The 15,393-nt window shown below is 73.5% G+C and carries 14 protein-coding genes; 5 read left to right on the forward strand and 9 right to left on the reverse strand.

Features of this window, described 5'->3' with window-relative positions; genetic code table 11:
- Positions 1 to 221 precede the first annotated feature (221 nt).
- Positions 222 to 884, forward strand: a complete 663-nt coding sequence (locus BS83_RS35415; RefSeq protein WP_037607423.1) for a potassium channel family protein — start codon at positions 222 to 224, stop codon at positions 882 to 884.
- Positions 884 to 1,549 (forward strand): potassium channel family protein, encoded by a 666-nt coding sequence (locus tag BS83_RS35420; RefSeq protein WP_037607424.1) that lies wholly within the window; start codon positions 884 to 886, stop codon positions 1,547 to 1,549. The genes BS83_RS35415 and BS83_RS35420 overlap by 1 nt, the downstream gene beginning before the upstream one ends.
- A gap of 76 nt (positions 1,550 to 1,625) precedes the next feature.
- Here BS83_RS35420 and BS83_RS35425 read toward each other — a convergent pair whose 3' ends face one another.
- The 5 genes from BS83_RS35425 to BS83_RS35445 form a co-directional block, all read right to left on the reverse strand.
- Positions 1,626 to 4,559 (reverse strand): AfsR/SARP family transcriptional regulator, encoded by a 2,934-nt coding sequence (locus BS83_RS35425; protein ID WP_051944613.1) that lies wholly within the window; start codon positions 4,557 to 4,559, stop codon positions 1,626 to 1,628.
- A gap of 123 nt (positions 4,560 to 4,682) precedes the next feature.
- On the reverse strand, positions 4,683 to 5,504 hold the full coding sequence (locus tag BS83_RS35430) for a DUF3159 domain-containing protein (protein ID WP_051944616.1): 822 nt from the start codon (positions 5,502 to 5,504) through the stop codon (positions 4,683 to 4,685).
- A 4-nt stretch (positions 5,505 to 5,508) separates the two neighbouring features.
- Entirely contained in the window at positions 5,509 to 5,907 is a 399-nt protein-coding gene (locus tag BS83_RS35435; protein ID WP_037607425.1) for an OB-fold nucleic acid binding domain-containing protein, read from the reverse strand.
- Positions 5,908 to 5,974: 67 nt separating this feature from the next.
- Positions 5,975 to 6,658 (reverse strand): response regulator, encoded by a 684-nt coding sequence (locus BS83_RS35440; RefSeq protein ID WP_037607426.1) that lies wholly within the window; start codon positions 6,656 to 6,658, stop codon positions 5,975 to 5,977.
- Positions 6,655 to 9,243, reverse strand: coding sequence for a sensor histidine kinase (locus BS83_RS35445; RefSeq protein ID WP_084715208.1), 2,589 nt, complete (start codon positions 9,241 to 9,243; stop codon positions 6,655 to 6,657). Before BS83_RS35445 ends, BS83_RS35440 begins: the two co-directional genes overlap by 4 nt.
- A gap of 237 nt (positions 9,244 to 9,480) precedes the next feature.
- On the opposite strand from BS83_RS35445, the gene nagB reads away from it, so the two are divergent.
- Together nagB and BS83_RS35455 are read left to right on the forward strand one after the other, a co-directional pair.
- A complete protein-coding gene (gene nagB, locus BS83_RS35450; RefSeq protein ID WP_037607427.1) occupies positions 9,481 to 10,266 on the forward strand; it encodes a glucosamine-6-phosphate deaminase in 786 nt (261 codons plus the stop codon).
- A 147-nt stretch (positions 10,267 to 10,413) separates the two neighbouring features.
- Positions 10,414 to 11,844 carry an amidase gene (locus tag BS83_RS35455; protein WP_037607428.1) on the forward strand — a complete coding sequence of 477 codons (1,431 nt, stop codon included), beginning with the start codon at positions 10,414 to 10,416 and terminating at the stop codon, positions 11,842 to 11,844.
- Positions 11,845 to 12,047: 203 nt separating this feature from the next.
- On the opposite strand, the gene BS83_RS35460 is transcribed toward BS83_RS35455, so the two are convergent.
- The 4 genes from BS83_RS35460 to BS83_RS35475 all read right to left on the reverse strand — a co-directional run bounded on the left by BS83_RS35460 (position 12,048) and on the right by BS83_RS35475 (position 14,770).
- Positions 12,048 to 12,779: an ABC transporter ATP-binding protein gene (locus tag BS83_RS35460; RefSeq protein WP_063774289.1), complete on the reverse strand. Its 732-nt coding sequence runs from the start codon at positions 12,777 to 12,779 to the stop codon at positions 12,048 to 12,050.
- Positions 12,780 to 12,891: 112 nt separating this feature from the next.
- A complete protein-coding gene (locus BS83_RS35465; RefSeq protein ID WP_037607429.1) occupies positions 12,892 to 13,659 on the reverse strand; it encodes a DUF3710 domain-containing protein in 768 nt (255 codons plus the stop codon).
- A gap of 2 nt (positions 13,660 to 13,661) precedes the next feature.
- Positions 13,662 to 14,180 carry a dUTP diphosphatase gene (dut, locus tag BS83_RS35470; RefSeq protein WP_084714622.1) on the reverse strand — a complete coding sequence of 173 codons (519 nt, stop codon included), beginning with the start codon at positions 14,178 to 14,180 and terminating at the stop codon, positions 13,662 to 13,664.
- A 2-nt stretch (positions 14,181 to 14,182) separates the two neighbouring features.
- Complete coding sequence (locus BS83_RS35475) at positions 14,183 to 14,770, reverse strand: PaaI family thioesterase (RefSeq protein ID WP_037607431.1); 588 nt, start codon at positions 14,768 to 14,770, stop codon at positions 14,183 to 14,185.
- Positions 14,771 to 14,887: 117 nt separating this feature from the next.
- Here BS83_RS35475 and BS83_RS35480 point away from each other — a divergent pair, with 117 nt between their 5' ends.
- Entirely contained in the window at positions 14,888 to 15,322 is a 435-nt protein-coding gene (locus BS83_RS35480; protein ID WP_408641059.1) for a DUF3093 domain-containing protein, read from the forward strand.
- Positions 15,323 to 15,393 lie beyond the last annotated feature (71 nt).

Consider the following 15,393-nt stretch of genomic DNA (forward strand, 5'->3'; position numbering starts at 1 on the left):
GATGGTAGATGCTTCCGTGGGTTCGCAGGCAAGGAGGGTCCAGGAACAGCGGCTTCGCAGGTCCCGGGGCCGGGCCGCCTGGTGTGAGAACACCGTGCAGATGGGTACCGGGTTCGTGCCGAGTGCGTCCCAAAACGCCTCGGGGGTGCCACCCTGGTGACAAGAGGGCGTTAAGAGGGTGTCACTATCGAACACGAGACACCGACACCGGAAGGACGGTCGTGCACATCGTCATCATGGGCTGCGGCCGCGTGGGTTCCACCCTCGCGCGCACCCTCGAGAAGCAGGGTCACTCGGTCGCCGTCGTCGACCAGGACCCCACGGCGTTCCGCCGTCTCGGTTCGGAGTTCGCCGGCAAGCGCGTGACCGGGGTCGGTTTCGACCAGGACACGCTGCGCGAGGCCGGGATCGAAGAAGCCGGTGCCTTCGCCGCGGTCAGCAGCGGCGACAACTCCAACATCATCGCGGCGCGGGTCGCCCGGGAGAACTTCGGCGTGGAGAACGTCGCGGCGCGGATCTACGACCCGCGGCGCGCCGAGGTCTACCAGCGCCTGGGCATCCCGACCGTCGCCACCGTTCGCTGGACGGCCGACCAGATGCTGCGCCGCCTGCTCCCGGCCGGCGCGGAGCCGCACTGGCAGGACCCGAGCGGCGCGGTCCAGCTCGCCGAGGTCCCGGTGGCCCCGGCGTGGATCGGCCAGCGCCTGTCCAGGCTGGAGGAGGCCGCCGAGGTCCGTGTCGCCTTCATCACCCGCCTCGGACAGGGCACCCTGCCCGCCGCCGACACGGTGCTGCAGGAGGGCGACCTGGTGCACATGATGATGCGCACCGCCGACCTGGAGGCCGTCGAGGCCGTCTTCTCGAAGGGTCCGGAGGAGCACTGATGCGTGTTGCAATCGCCGGAGCCGGCGCGGTGGGTCGTTCCATCGCCGGGGAGCTCCTGGAGAACGGCCACGAGGTGCTGCTCGTGGACAAGAACCCGAAGTCCATCTCGGTGGAGCGGGTGCCGCAGGCGGAGTGGCTGCTGGCCGACGCCTGCGAGATCACCGCACTGGACGAGGCGGCGCTGCAGCGCTGCAACGTGGTGATCGCGGCGACCGGTGACGACAAGGTCAACCTGGTGGTCTCGCTGCTGGCGAAGACCGAGTACGGGGTGCCCCGGGTCGTGGCCCGCGTCAACAACCCGAAGAACGAGTGGCTGTTCAACGAGGCCTGGGGCGTGGACGTCGCCGTCTCCACCCCGCGCCTGATGTCGGCACTGGTCGAGGAGGCCGTGAGCGTCGGCGACCTGGTCCGGCTGATGCGCTTCAGCCAGGGTGACGCCAACCTCGTCGAGCTGACGCTCGCCGCGGACGCCTCGGCGGTCGGCACCCAGGTGAAGTCGATCTCCTGGCCGGAGGACACGGCGCTGGTCACGATCATCCGCGAGGGCCGGGTGCTGGTGCCCTCCGGCAGCGACACTCTGGAGGGCGGCGACGAACTGCTCTTCGTCGCGACCGCGGAGCGCGAGTCCGAGCTGGAGGCGCTGCTCTCGCCGAGCGAGAGCTGAGGCGCAGCAGACGGACGGTCGGAGGGCGGTGCGGTCCGTGCGGACCGCACCGCCCTCTCCCGCTGGTGGCGAGCGTTCATGCGGTCAGGCTGCGGACGTTCGACCGGTGTCGCGCCGCCCGGTACGCCCGCTCGGCCGCGACGATGAACCCGGCGGCCTCGTCGACGGTCAGACCCGTCAGCTCGGGCAGCAGCGCCCGCGCCTCCGCCAGGCGTTCCCCGGCGCGGTCGAGCCGGCCCAGCTCGACCAGCACCTCGCCCTGGGAGGCCAGGGCGAACGCCTGCAGCACCCGGTAGCCGGTGCTCGCGGCGACGGCCGCGGCCTCCTCCAGATACGGCAGCGCCTCCTCGTGGCGGCCCTGGCCCTGCCAGGACAGGCCGATGTCGCGCAGCACCGCCGCCTCGCTGGAGGCGTTGCCCGCCTCCCGCGCCCCGGCCAGCGCCCGGGTCAGGCAGGCCCGCGCCTCCTCGTGGTTGCCCAGTGCCAGCTCGGTCTGGCCGAGGTTGCCGTACACCGAGCCGACCGTGAAGCCGCGCGTCGGTCCCTCGGGCAGCTGGAGGGCGAGGGCCAGTCCACGCCGGTGGAAGTCCCTCGCCTCGCTGTTCCTGGCCTCCTGGCGGGCGAGCAGGCCCAGGTTGTTCAGCGCCGCGATCTGCCCGCTGAGGTCCCCGATCCGCTCGCGCACCGCCAGCGCGTCAAGAAAGGACCGGCGGGCCAGGTCGTGCTGGTTCAGGCGCATCAGTGCGGCGCCGCGCGAGACGAGCACCGTCGCCTCGGCGAAAGGCCGGCCGAGCCGCCGGACGCCGGCCAGGCCGGCGTCGGCGGTCGCCAGCCAGTCCTCGATGTGCGAAGTGCGGTAGAAGTAGGCCCAGGCCACCGAGCAGAAGCGCCAGCCGTACTCGTCGAGCGCGTGCCGGCCGGCCAGTTGGGCGGCGTGGACCAGGTTCACCCGCTCCGCCGTGCACCACTCCAACGCCCGGGCGCGGTCCGCGAATCCGAGCGGGCGGTACGGGGGAAGGCCGTCGTCCGAGGTGTCCAAGGCCTCGGGACGGGCCTCGCCGGGGAAGAGGACTTGGTCCGCCTCGGTCATGCCGAGCAGGTACCAGCGCACGATCCTGGCCCGTGCCTGCGCGCGCCCGCTCTCGCTCTCCTCCAGCTCCGCGCGTTCGGCCGCGAAGACCCGCAGCAGGTCGTGCATCCGGTAGCGCCCCGGGGCCGGGCTCTCCAGCAGGCAGGCGTCGACGAGCAGTTCGAGCGCGTCCTCGGTGTCGGCGACCGGCCGGTCCAGCACGGCGGCCATCGCGAGCAGGCTCACGTCGGGTCCCGGCATCATTCCGAGCAGCCGGAAGACCTGCTGCGACCCGGTGCCCAGGTTCTCGTAGCTGGTCAGGAAGCTGGCCCGCACGGCCAGGTCGTCGGCGCGCAGTTCGTCCAGCCTGCGGCTGTGGTCGGCGAGTCTGGCCGCCATCGAGGCGACACTCCAGCCGCGCCGGTGGCTCAGCCGTGCGGCGGCGATCCGCAGCGCCAGCGGCAGTCCGGCGCAGTGCGCCAGCACCTCCTCGGTCGCCTCGGGCTCGGCCCCGGTCCGTTCGGCGCCCACCACGGCGGCGAACAGCTCCCTGGCGGCGCCGTCGTCCAGGCGCTCCAGGTCCACCAGGGTCGCCCCGGCCAGTCCGGGCAGCCGCCGGCGGCCGGTCACCAGCGTGGCGCACTCCGGCGAGCCCGGCAGCAGCGGGCGCAGCTGCGCCGAGTCCCTGGCGTTGTCCAGCACCAGCAGCACCCGGCGGCCGGCCAGCAGGCTGCGGAACCGCGCCGCGCGGGCGTCGACCCCGACGGGTATCGCCTCGTCGGGGACGCCGAAGTCGCGCAGGAAGTCGGCCAGCACGTCCGCGGGGTCGGCCGGGTCGGAAGCGACGCCGCGGAGGTCGACGTAGAGGCGGCCGTCGGGGAAGCGGTCGGCGAGCCGGTGGGCGACGTGCAGGGCCAGGGAGGTCTTGCCCAGGCCGCCGGTGCCGGTGACGGTGCAGACCCGCGCGCCGGTCCCCGCGCCCGCGGCGTCGAGCCGGTCGGCCAGCAGCGCCGCCTCCGCCGAGCGGCCGGTGAAGTCGGCCGGTGCGGCGGGGAGTTGGGAGGGGACGGGCAGCGGCGGCGCGGCGCCGTGGGATTCCGCGGTCCCGGCCGTGCGGTCCGCCAGCGTCCCGTCGGGTGGGTCGGCGGCGTCCGCGGCGTCGGGCGCGGCCGGGTGCTCGGCCGCCAGGATCCGCTGGTGCAGGGCGACCAGCCGGGGACCGGGGTCGATGCCGAGCTCCTCGGCCAGCGTGGTCCTGATCCGCCGGTAGACGGCCAGGGCGTCCGCCTGGCGGCCGACCCGGTGCAGCGCGCTCATCAACTGCTCGTGGAAGACCTCGCGCAGCGGGTGCTCGGCGGCCGCCAGGGTCAGCTCCCTGATCGCGTCCTGCTCCTGCCCCAGGCGCAGCCGGGCCTCGGCGCGCCACTCCAGTGTCTGCAGCCTGGTCTCCTGCAGATGCTGCAGCCGGGGCGTCTCCTGTTCGGCCAGGTCGGGGAGGTCGGCCAGCGGGGTGCCGCGCCACAACGCCAGGGCGGTCGTACAGGCGCGTTCCAGCGCCTGCCAGTCCCCCCGCGACCGCGCCTCGCCGGCGGCCCGCGCCAGGCTCTCGAAGGACTCGACGTCGAACTCGCCGGGTTCGACCGCCAGCAGGTAACCGGGGGCGGCGGTGCGCACCCGCTCCTGGCCCAGCGTGCGGCGCAGCCGGAGCACGGCGTTGTTCAACGCGGCGGTCGCCGTGGCGGGCGGGGTCTCGCCCCAGAGCGCGAGGACCAACCGCTCCCTGGAGACCGGCTGGTTGGCCTCCAGCAGGAGCACCGCCAACAGCGTGCGCACCTTGGGCGAGGAGACGTCGAGGGCGCCGGCCCCGGCCGCGCCGACCGCCAGCGGCCCGAGCAGGCCGAAGCGGAGTCCGGCGTCCGGCGTCGCCTGTGGATGATCCATTATCCGGATGTTATCGGCCCGTGTGCCGGTCACGGCAAGATCGGTGCCGGTGACCCGAACCGCCGGTGCGTCACGTGGGGAACGCTGCCGTAGGCCGGGTCCGCCGACTGCGGGCCCGGTGCGTCAGCGGTGGTCCGACCGGCTCTCGGTCGACCGCCCCGGCACCGGGCCCGAGGCCAGGTCGCGCAGGGCGTCGTCGACGGCGGTTTCGACGGCCTGCGCCGCCTGCGTCTCCGCCGAGGCGCCGTGGCCGGAGGCGGCCTCGTCGTCCGACTCGTCCGCGTCGAGGTTGACCTTGATCGGCGGCGGGGCCTTGGACAGGATCAGCCAGGACAGGTAGATGGCCACCAGCCAGGGCGGCACGCCCAGGCCGATCTTGGCGACGCCGAGCCAGGTCACCTGACCCGCCCAGTAGAGCGGGAAGAGGATCGCCGCCCGCAGCGCGAAGAGCGCCACCCAGACCCAGGTCGCCTTGGTGTAGGCGGCCAGCCGGCCAGGGTTCTGCGTCCGCCAGGTCATGTTCTCGCCCAGGACCGGGCCCAGCATCACGCCGATGAGCGGCCAGCGGACCACGGCGGAGACCGCGTACACGACCATCAGCCCCAGCCCGTAGAGCATCGACGGCAGGTAGAAGTCCTGCGGCTTGCCCGACTGCAGGGCGATGAACGCGCCGATGCCGACACCGAGCACGCCGCCGAAGGCGTGCTTGATCGTCTCTCGCCGCAGCAGTCGCCAGACGACCAGCAGCCCGGTGATGCCGACGGCCGACCAGGTGGAGACCGAGACGTTCTTCGTGATCGTGTAGAGGACGACGAAGACCAGTCCGGGCACGGTCATCTCGACCATGCCGCGGACGCCGCCGAAGGCATCGATCAGCGAGGTGTCGAGCGTCGTCGACGTGCCTTCGGCGCGGTCCGTCGTGGGGGCCGGGGAGCGGTGGCTCACGCGGTCACTCCTGTCCGACGGGACGCAGTTCGTACTTCGGGTTGAAGAGCACCCGCCGGCCGCGCGCGTGGCTGATCCGCCCGTGCGCGATCAGCTTGCGGCCGGGCTCGATTCCCACGATCGAGCGACGGCCGAGCCAGACCACGTCCAGCGCGTCCGTGCCGTCGAAGAGCTCCGCCTCCAGGGCCGGCACGCCGGCGCGCGGGCGCAGCGTCACCGCACGGAGGGTGCCGGTGACCGTGACCTCCTGGCGGTCGCCGCAGGCCGCGATGGGGGTGGCACCGGTTTCCTCGGCGTCCTGGCGCAGCTGCTCCGCGTTCAGTTCCTCGTTGCTGGAACCCAGCCTGTTGAACATGCGGCGCAGCCGGCCCTGGGGGCGCACGCTGGAGATCTCACTGCTCATGCCCGAAGGGTACAGCCCGTCCGGCCCTCGGACAGGCGGCTCGGGCAGGTCTCGTCGGCGGCCGGACTCACACCTCGAAGCGGTACCCCATGCCCGGCTCGGTGACGAAGTGTCGGGGGTGCGCCGGGTCGAGTTCCAGCTTGCGCCGCAGCTGCGCCATGTAGACCCGCAGGTAGTTGCTCTCGGTGCCGTAGGCGGGGCCCCAGACCTCCTGCAGCAGCTGCTTCTGGCTGACCAGCCGGCCGCTGTTGCGGACCAGGACCTCCAGCAGGTGCCACTCGGTGGGGGTGAGCCTGATGTCCGTGCCGTCCCTGACGACCCGCTTCGCGGCGAGGTCGACGGTGAAGGTCGCGGTGCCGACGACGGCGGTCTCCACCTCGGGGCCGGCGGGTGCGCCGCGGCGCACCGCGGCGCGCAGTCGGGCCAGCAGCTCGTCCATGCCGAAGGGCTTGGTGACGTAGTCGTCCGCGCCCGCGTCCAGCGCCTGCACCTTCTCGTCCGAGGTCTGCCGGGCGGAGAGCACGATGATCGGCACCTTGGTCCAGCCGCGCAGGCCGCGGATCACCTCGGTGCCGTCCATGTCCGGCAGGCCGAGGTCGAGCAGCACCGCGTCGGGGTGCCGGGCGGCGGCGAGCTCCAGGGCGGAGGTGCCGTCGTGGGCGGCGTCCACCTCGTAGTGGCGGGCCTTGAGATTGATCACCAGGGCGCGGACGATCTGCGGTTCGTCGTCGACGACCAGGACCCGGGTCATGAACGCTGCTGCCTTTCGGTCTGCGGAAGGGTGTGCTCGAACGGTCGGTCGCCCGGGTGAGCGGTCGGCCGACCGTTCACCCCGCTCTTCACACACGGAAGAGTGAACACCATGGTCAGGCCGCCTCCGGGCGTGTCCTCCGCGGTCAGCGTGCCGCCGGTGGCCTCGACGAAGCCGCGGGCCACCGCGAGCCCCAGCCCGACGCCCGCCCCGCGCGGCGCGTCGCCGTAGCGCTGGAAGGGCTCGAAGACCTTCTCCTTCGCCTCGTCGGGGATGCCGGGACCGTGGTCGGCGATCCGCACCTCCACCAGGCCGTGCAGCACGCTGGCGGAGACGCTCACGAAGCCGCAGGCCGCGCCGGCGTTGTACTTGACCGCGTTCTCCACCACGTTGCCCAGCGCCCGCTCCAGCAGCCCGGGGTCGGCCGAGATCATCGGCAGCTCCTCCGGGATGTCCGTGCGGACCGCGTCCTCGGGGACGCCGAGCAGCGCCAGCGGGACGACCTCGTCGAGATCGATCTCCCTGACGATCGGGACGACCGTGCCGGTCTGCAGCCTGCTCATGTCGAGCAGATTGCCGATCAGATGGTCGAGGCGATCGGCTCCCGCCTCGATCCCGGCCAGCAGCTCCGCCTCGTCCTCGGGCTCCCAGGTGACGTCCTCGGAGCGCAGCGAGCTGACCGAGGCCTTGATCCCGGCCAGCGGTGTGCGCAGGTCGTGCGAGACCGCCGCCAGCAGCGCGGTGCGGATCCGGTTGCCCTCGGCCAGGCGGCGGGCCTCGGCGGCCTCCTCCTCCAGCCTGCGCCGCTCCAGCAGCACGGCGGCCTGCGCGGCGAAGGCGACCAGCACCCGCCGGTCCCCGGCGGGGAGCACCCGGCCGGTCAGCGCCAGCGCCAGACGGTCGCCGACCGGCACGTCCACGTCGGCGTCCTCGGGGCGGGAGACCGGGTTCGGGCCGAGCGCCCCGGCCGTGTGCCAGGGCGAGAAGTCGTCCGGCCGCTCCAGCAGCGCCACGGACTCCATCTGGAAGGTCTCCCGCACCCGCTCCAGCAGCGCGGGCAGCCCGTGCGCGCCGCTCAGCACGCTGCCCGCAAGGAAGCTCAGCGTCTCCGCCTCCGCCCGGCTGCGCGCCGCCTCCGCGGTGCGGCGGGCGGCCAGGTCGACGACGTAGGCGACCGACAGGGCGACGGCGAGGAAGACCGCCATCGCGATGATGTTCTCCAGGGAGTTGATCGTCAGCGTGTGCACCGGCGGGGTGAAGTACCAGTTGATCAGCAGCGAGCCGACCAGCGCCGAGGCCAGGGCCGGGAAGAGCCCGCCCAGCAGCGCCGCGCCCACGGTGAGGCCGAGGTAGAGCAGCATCTCGGTGTGGGTCACGCCGGTGGTCGGGAAGAGCGTGAGCACCCAGGTCAGCAGCAGCGGTCCGGCCACGCCGACCAGCCACCCGGCGATGGTGCGCGGCAGGCCCAGGTTGGCGATCCGCCGGACCGGCCGCACCCGGCCGCGGGCGACCTGCTCGTGGGTGACGATGTGCACGTCGATGTCGCCCGCCTCGCGGGCCACCGTCGCACCCACCCCCGGCCCGAGCATCCACTGCCAGGACTTGCGCCGGCTGCTGCCGAGCACGATCTGGGTGGCGTTGACGCCGCGGGCGAACTCCAGCAGCGCCTCGGCGGCGTTGTCGCCGAGCACGTGGTGGAAGCTGCCGCCGAGGTCCTCGACCAGCCCCCGCTGCACCGCCAGCTCCTTGGGGGAGGCGCCGGTCAGCCCGTCGCTCCTGGCCACGTAGACGGCCGAGATCTCACTGCCGGACCCCTTGGCCGCGATCCTGGCCGCCCGGCGGATCAGCGTGCGGCCCTCGGGTCCGCCGGTCAGGCCGACCACGATCCGCTCGCGGGCCTGCCAGGTGGAGGCGATGTGGTTCTCGGCGCGGTAGCGCTGCAGGTACTCGTCGACCCGGTCGGCGACCCAGAGCAGGGCCAGCTCGCGCAGCGCGGTGAGGTTGCCGGGCCGGAAGTAGTGCGCCAGCGCGGCGTCGATCTTCTCCGGCGCGTAGACGTTGCCGTGCGCCAGTCGGCGGCGCAGCGCCTCGGGCGCCATGTCGACCAGCTCGATCTGGTCGGCCCTGCGCACCACCTCGTCCGGCAGGGTCTCCTGCTGCCGCACCCCGGTGATGCCCTCGACGGCGTCGCCGAGCGACTCCAGGTGCTGGATGTTGACCGTGGAGATCACGTCGATCCCGGCGTCCAGCAGCTCCTCGACGTCCTGCCAGCGCTTGGCGTTGCGGGAGCCGGGGACGTTGGTGTGCGCGAGCTCGTCCACCAGGGCGACGGCGGGCCTGCGGCGCAGCACCGCGTCCACGTCCATCTCGGTGAAGTCGGCGCCGCGGTGGCTGAGGTCCAGCCGCGGCAGCAGCTCCAGGCCTTCGACCTGTGCGGCGGTGTGCTCCCTGCCGTGCGTCTCGACGAAGGCGACGACCACGTCGGTGCCGCGCTCGTGCCTGCGCCTGCCTTCGCCGAGCATGGCGAACGTCTTGCCCACCCCGGGTGCCGCCCCGAGGTAGATGCGCAGCCTGCCACGTCCCATGTCGGCCATTCTCCTCGTCGGGTCGCCCGCCGACCCGCCCGGGGCGCGTTTACGGGCAGGTCCCCCGGACGGACCAGCGGCGGACCCTCCCGGCGGCCGTCCCGACCGGCCGCTGCTACGAAAGTCGGGGGAGCGCCGCAGCCCCCGGTCCTGCTAGATTGGTCTATACCACATGGCGCGTGCGCACCGCCCCCGCACCCTGTGGACCCGAACACGTCTCGAGATCGGTAGGCCAGCGTGGAAGTTGTGATCGTTCCTGACGCCGCAGCGGGCGGAGAGCTCATCGCCACGGCGATCGCCGACCTGCTGACCCGGAAGCCTGACGCGCTTCTGGGCGTGGCCACGGGCTCGACGCCGCTCCCGATCTACGAGGCACTGGCGGCGAAGGTCGGCGCCGGCCAGGTGGACGCCTCCCGGGCCAGGATCTGCCAGCTCGACGAGTACGTCGGCCTGCCCGCCGGACACCCCGAGTCCTACCGCTCCGTGGTGCTGCGCGAGGTCGTGGCGCCGCTCGGCCTGAACGAGTCCTCGTTCATGGGCCCCGACGGCTCCGCCGAGGACATCGTCGGCGCCTGCGAGGCCTACGACCAGGCGCTGGCCGACGCCGGCGGCGTCGACCTGCAGCTGCTGGGCATCGGCACCGACGGCCACATCGGCTTCAACGAGCCCTGCTCCGCGCTCTCCTCGCGCACCAGGATCAAGACGCTCACCGAGCAGACCCGGGTCGACAACGCACGCTTCTTCGACGACGACATCGACCAGGTGCCGCACCATGTCATCACCCAGGGCATCGGCACCATCCTGGACGCCCGCCACCTGGTGCTGCTGGCCACCGGCGCGGGCAAGGCCGAGGCTGTCGCCGCCACCGTCGAGGGCCCGGTCTCCGCACTGGTCCCCGCCTCGGCGCTGCAGCTGCACCGGCACGCCACCGTCGTGGTCGACGAGGCGGCCGCGGCCGGCCTGAAGCTCGCCGACTACTTCCGTGCCACGTACGCGGCCAAGCCGCGCTGGCAGGGCCTGTAGCCGCCGGCCCACGCAGGCAGCGCCCGAAGCCCCCGGTCCGCCCCGGGGGCTTCTGCCGTTCGCACCCTGGCGCGACCTCCACCCCGGTGCGAGGATCGCCACCGGAGCTACCCGCAAGTAGCCCAGGGAACGGCGAGGAGGCCGGGGATGACTCAGCTGCACGATCTGACCGCGTTGGAACAGGGCGAAATGATCGCGACGGGGAAGCTCTCCTCCGTCGAGCTCACGCAGCACTACCTGGACCGGATCGGGCAACTCAACGACACCGTCGGCGCGTTCGTCACGGTCACCCCCGAACTCGCGCTCGGCCAGGCGGCCCAGGCCGAGACCGACGCCGCCGACGCCCGGCGGGACGGACGGCCGCTCTCCCCGCTCCACGGCGTCCCGGTACCGGTCAAGGACCTCAACTTCGTCGCGGGCGTCCGGGCCACCCTCGGCTCGCTCGCCTACGCCGAGAACGTCCCGCTGGTCGACGACCACGTGGTCACCCGGCTGCGCGAGTCCGGCACCGTGATGCTCGGCAAGACGCAGACGCCGGAGTTCGGGCTGCCCTGCTACTCCGAGAACAAGGTCTCCGGACCCGCCCGCACCCCCTGGGACCTTGAGCGCTCGGCCGGCGGCTCCAGCGGCGGCGCGGGCGCGGCGGTCTCCTCCGGCCTCGCCCCGGTCGCCCACGGCAGCGACGGCGGCGGCTCGATCCGCATCCCCGCCTCCGTCTGCGGGCTCTACGGCATCAAGCCGAGCCGCGGCCGGGTCGCCTCCGGCCCCACCTTCTACGACGTCAGCGGCCTGTCCACCAGCGGCCCGCTGGCCCGCAGCGTCGCCGACGCGGCCGCCCTGCTCGACGTGCTGGCAGGCCCGATGCCCGGCGAGCCCTACGCCGCGCCCTCCCTCCCGGCCGGCGAGACCTTCCGCGCCCACGCCGGCCGCGAGCCCGGCGCGCTGCGGGTCGCGGTGCTGACCGCGTCGCCCGCGCCCGGCGTCACCGTCCACCCCGACTGCGTCGCGGCCACCCGCGAGACCGCCGAGCTGTTGAGTGGCCTGGGCCACCACGTCGAGGAACTCGACCTGCCCGCGGACGACACCCTGCGCACGGTCTTCGGCCAGGTCTGGGCCGTGATGGCCACGCAGACCCCGGTCGCGCCGGAGGACGAGGAGAAGCTGATGCCGCTGACGCGGCATCTGCGGCGGATGGGCCGTGAGGTCTCCGGTCCCGACTTCGCCGGCGCGCTGTACGCCTTCCGCGCGGTCGGACTGCTGGTCGCCCAGCTCCAGGCCGCCTACGACGTGATCCTCAGCCCGACCCTGGCCAAGCCCCCGGCGCTGGTCGGCGGCCTGCGCAACGACGCCGACCCTGCGGCGGAGTTCGACAGCCTGGTCCACTTCACGCCGTTCACCCCGCTGTACAACGCGACGGGCCAGCCCGCCGTCAACCTCCCGCTGCACTGGAACGAGGACGGCCTGCCCATCGGCGTCATGCTCGGCGGCCGCTACGGCGACGAGGCCACCCTGATCTCCCTCTCCGCCCAGCTCGAGGCCGCAAGGCCCTGGGCCGACCGCAAGCCGCCGGTCTGGTAGACCCCCACCCGGAGCGGCCCCCCGGGGCGCGGGGCTCTGCCGATACGCGCCTCCGGCGCGTGGGCGCGACAAGCCACCCGCATGCGGATGGTCCTCGACGAACAGGGCCATCCGCGCAGGGTGGTTTCTCGCGCATGCGGTTCCTCAGGCGGAGCCTCGCGCCCCTGGACGGTGCAGCCGACCCGCCTGCCCCAGCGGCCGCGTCAGTCGGTGACGATGCGGCCGTCGCGGAGGTCGAGGACGCGGTCGGCGAGCTCCATGAGGTTCGGGTCGTGGGTGGCCACCAGGGCGGTCACGCCCTCGCTGCGGACGACCGCGCGGAGCAACTGCATGACCGAGCGCCCGGTGTCCGAGTCCAGCTGACCCGTCGGCTCGTCCGCGATGATCAGCGCCGGGCGGTTGGCCAGCGCCCGCGCGATCGCCACGCGCTGCTGCTGGCCGCCGGAGAGCTCGCCCGGTCGCTGGTCCGCGTGGTCCGCCAGACCGACCAGCGCGAGCAGCTCGCGCACCCGCTCCTCCCGCTCCGCGACCGGCGTCCGGCGCAGCCGCATCGGGACGCCCACGTTCTCCGCCGCGGTCAGGATCGGCAGCAGCCCGAAGGACTGGAAGACGAAACCGATCCGGTCCCTACGCAGGTCGAGCAGGCCGTTCTCGCCCAGCTCGGAGAGGTCCTTGCCGTCGACCCTGATCGTGCCGCCGGTGGCCCGGTCCAGGCCGCCGACCAGGTTCAGCAACGTCGTCTTGCCGGAGCCCGAACGGCCCTTCAGGGCCGTCAGCTCCCCGCGCGCCGCGGTGAACGAGACCCCGCGCAGCGCGTGCACGGCCGTCTCGCCGCTGCCGAAGCTGCGGTGCACGTCGATCACCTCGACCATCGCCGCGTCCGCGCTCGCCGCCGCCTCGCCCTCGGCCAGCACGCTGCCCCCGGTCCCCGCCATGCGCTCCCCCTCCAAGGTCCGTGCCCGTACCTTCCGTGCCCGGAAAAATAGCAGGCGCCCACCCCCGGTGGGGGTGGGCGCCTGCAAAGATCCGGATCTCCGGTCGGCCGCCTCAGCGGACCTCGGTGATCTCCGGTCCGCGCTCGAACGGGTTCAGGTCGTCCGCGCCGGGACGGCCCTGCTGCTGCGGCATGCCGTCCGGGACCATCTGGGCGTCCTCGGGCAGGCGCAGCACGATCGGGTCGCGCGGGGCCATCGGGCCCTCGCCGCGGACCACCACGGTCTCGCGGAAGACCTGCTCCAGCACGCCCGCGGCGTCGTCCTGCATCGCGGCCTGGCCGGAGATGACGCCGCGCAGGAACCAGCGCGGTCCGTCGCAGCCGACGAACCTGACCAGCTGCACGCCGGCCGTGCCGTCCGGCAGCTGCACTGGGACGCGGGCCCGCAGGCCCCAGCCCAGCTCGGTCTCCTCCTCGTCGATGGCGCCGCCCTGCTGGGTGATGCCGTCGGCGATCTCCTTGCGGACCTCGCCCCAGATGCCCTCGGACCGCGGCGCGGCGAAGGCCTGCAGCTGGATCGCGCTGTTGCCGAGCACCAGCGTGGCCGCGACGATCGAGTCGCCGGCGACCTCGACGCGGAGCTCCATGCCCTCGACGCCGGGGACCAGCAGTCCGCCGAGGTCGACGCGGCCCTCCTTGGCGTCCTCGACCTCGGAGAAGTCGAAGGGGCCGTCGGGGCGCGGCGCGGGCGGCAGACCCACACGCTCGTCTGCGTCGTCCTCCTCCTCGGAGGTAGCCCCTGCGATCTCCTCGCTGTCGGCGTCGACGAGCTCGTCGAGCTGCTCGACAGCGTCCTCGCCCTTGGCGCGACGACGGAACACGGTCACTGTCCTTCCCGGTCGGGTACCGAAGAGTCTTTCTGCCCGGCCGCGGGAATGCTAACCGCGGCATGGCCCCCCGTCGACCCGAAGCCTCCTGCGGCGCGCGCCGACCCCGGCAGTTCCGCCACCTCGTGGAAGCGGACCTTCTCGACCCGCTGGACGACCAGCTGGGCGATCCGGTCCCCGCGGTGGAAGACCACCCGCTCGCGCGGGTCGAGGTTGACGACGATCACCTTGATCTCACCACGGTACCCGGCATCGACCGTTCCGGGGGCATTGACGAGGGCGATGCCGCAGCGCGCGGCCAGGCCCGAACGCGCGTGCACGAACGCCGCGTAACCGTCGGGCAGCGCGACGGCGATGCCGGTGGGAAGCACCGCGCGCTCGCCGGGCTCCAGCACGGCGTCGACGGTGGTGCGCAGATCGGCCCCGGCGTCGCCGGGGTGCTCGTACGCGGGGGCGGGCAGTTCGTCGTCCAGCCGACGCAGCAGCACGTCCACCGGGTGGGACGGGGAACTCAAACTCACGGATTCACCTCGAAGGCGCGGGCGCGCCTGAACAGATCGGGGTTGTCCATGGCGGCCTTGATGTCCTCGGGCCGGCCATGGGTGACGAAGTGGTCCAGCTTGACCTGGATGAACAGGGCCCGGGCGGTGATCGCCAGCGGCCCGTCCGGGGCGTCCAGCCGCGCCTCGCCCTGGCAGAAGATCTTCCGCCCGGCCACGGCGTCCACCCAGGTGTGCAGGTAGAGCGTGGAGTCGACGGGCACGGGGCGGCGGAAGTCGGTCTCCAGCCGCGCGGTCACCGACGCGGTGTGCAGCAGCCAGTTCAGCGTGCCGAGCGCGTCGTCCATGGCGGTGACCAGCACCCCGCCGTGCGCGAGCCCGGGACCGCCCTGGTGAGCCGCGGCGACGGTGAACTCGGCGAAGATCTCGACGCCCTCGCCCGCCCGCGAGGCCAGGTGCAGTCCGTGGGGCTGGGCGGGTCCGCAGCCGAAGCAGTGCTCGTAGTGCGGCTCGATCAGCTCGCCGGGCGCGGGGGCGTCCGGATGGCGAACGGGCGGAACCGCGCCGGCAGGCGGCGTGAGGCTGGGACGGGCTGGTTCGGTCACCCCGCGACCCTACAGCCAGTGACCGTCCCGACCGCGGACGTGCAGGCCGCGGACGTGCGGCCGGGAAGCCGGGCCCCGGGGCCGGAGCACCCGGCCGCCCGGCGCACAATGGGTGCCATGTACGACGAACGCCTCTCCGCCCCGGCGGTCCTGTGGCTGCTGCCGGCCGGCTGCGGCCTCTCCATGATGCTGATCCTGCTGGTCTTCGGCCCGGTGCCGGCGCTGCTCGGTCTGGTGGTCGGCGGCGTGGGCGGCTCCGTCCTGCTCAGCAGCTACGGCTCGCCCCGGATCCGGATCGTCCAGGGGCACCTGGTCGCCGGCCAGGCCCGCGTCCCGCTGGCCGCGCTGGGCGGCACGGAGGTCCTGGACCGCGAGGCGGCCTTCGCCTGGCGCACCACCAAGGCCGACGCCCGCGCCTTCATGCTGCTGCGCGGCTACATCCCCACCGCACTCCGCGTCGAGGTCACCGACCCGGACGACCCGACGCCGTACCTGTACCTCTCCACCCGCGACCCCCAGCGCCTCGCCGACGCCCTCGCCGCGGCCCGCTGAGGCCTACCGGCAGCACGCGCGGACCGACGCAGCGGGAGCACGGCGCGACCGAGAGCCCGCCGCAGCGCCGA

Source organism: Streptacidiphilus rugosus AM-16 (assembly GCF_000744655.1).
In the GTDB taxonomy this organism is placed as follows: Bacteria; Actinomycetota; Actinomycetes; order Streptomycetales; family Streptomycetaceae; genus Streptacidiphilus; species Streptacidiphilus rugosus.

Bases quoted from the DNA above. Each gene is read 5' to 3' on its own strand.
- BS83_RS35420 (WP_037607424.1), top strand. From the start codon at position 884: ATGCGTGTTGCAATCGCCGGAGCCGGCGCGGTGGGTCGTTCCATCGCC.
- BS83_RS35425 (WP_051944613.1), bottom strand. From the start codon at position 4,559: ATGGATCATCCACAGGCGACGCCGGACGCCGGACTCCGCTTCGGCCTG.
- BS83_RS35435 (WP_037607425.1), bottom strand. From the start codon at position 5,907: ATGAGCAGTGAGATCTCCAGCGTGCGCCCCCAGGGCCGGCTGCGCCGC.
- BS83_RS35440 (WP_037607426.1), bottom strand. From the start codon at position 6,658: ATGACCCGGGTCCTGGTCGTCGACGACGAACCGCAGATCGTCCGCGCC.
- BS83_RS35445 (WP_084715208.1), bottom strand. From the start codon at position 9,243: ATGGGACGTGGCAGGCTGCGCATCTACCTCGGGGCGGCACCCGGGGTG.
- BS83_RS35455 (WP_037607428.1), top strand. From the start codon at position 10,414: ATGACTCAGCTGCACGATCTGACCGCGTTGGAACAGGGCGAAATGATC.
- BS83_RS35460 (WP_063774289.1), bottom strand. From the start codon at position 12,779: ATGGCGGGGACCGGGGGCAGCGTGCTGGCCGAGGGCGAGGCGGCGGCG.
- BS83_RS35480 (WP_408641059.1), top strand. From the start codon at position 14,888: ATGTACGACGAACGCCTCTCCGCCCCGGCGGTCCTGTGGCTGCTGCCG.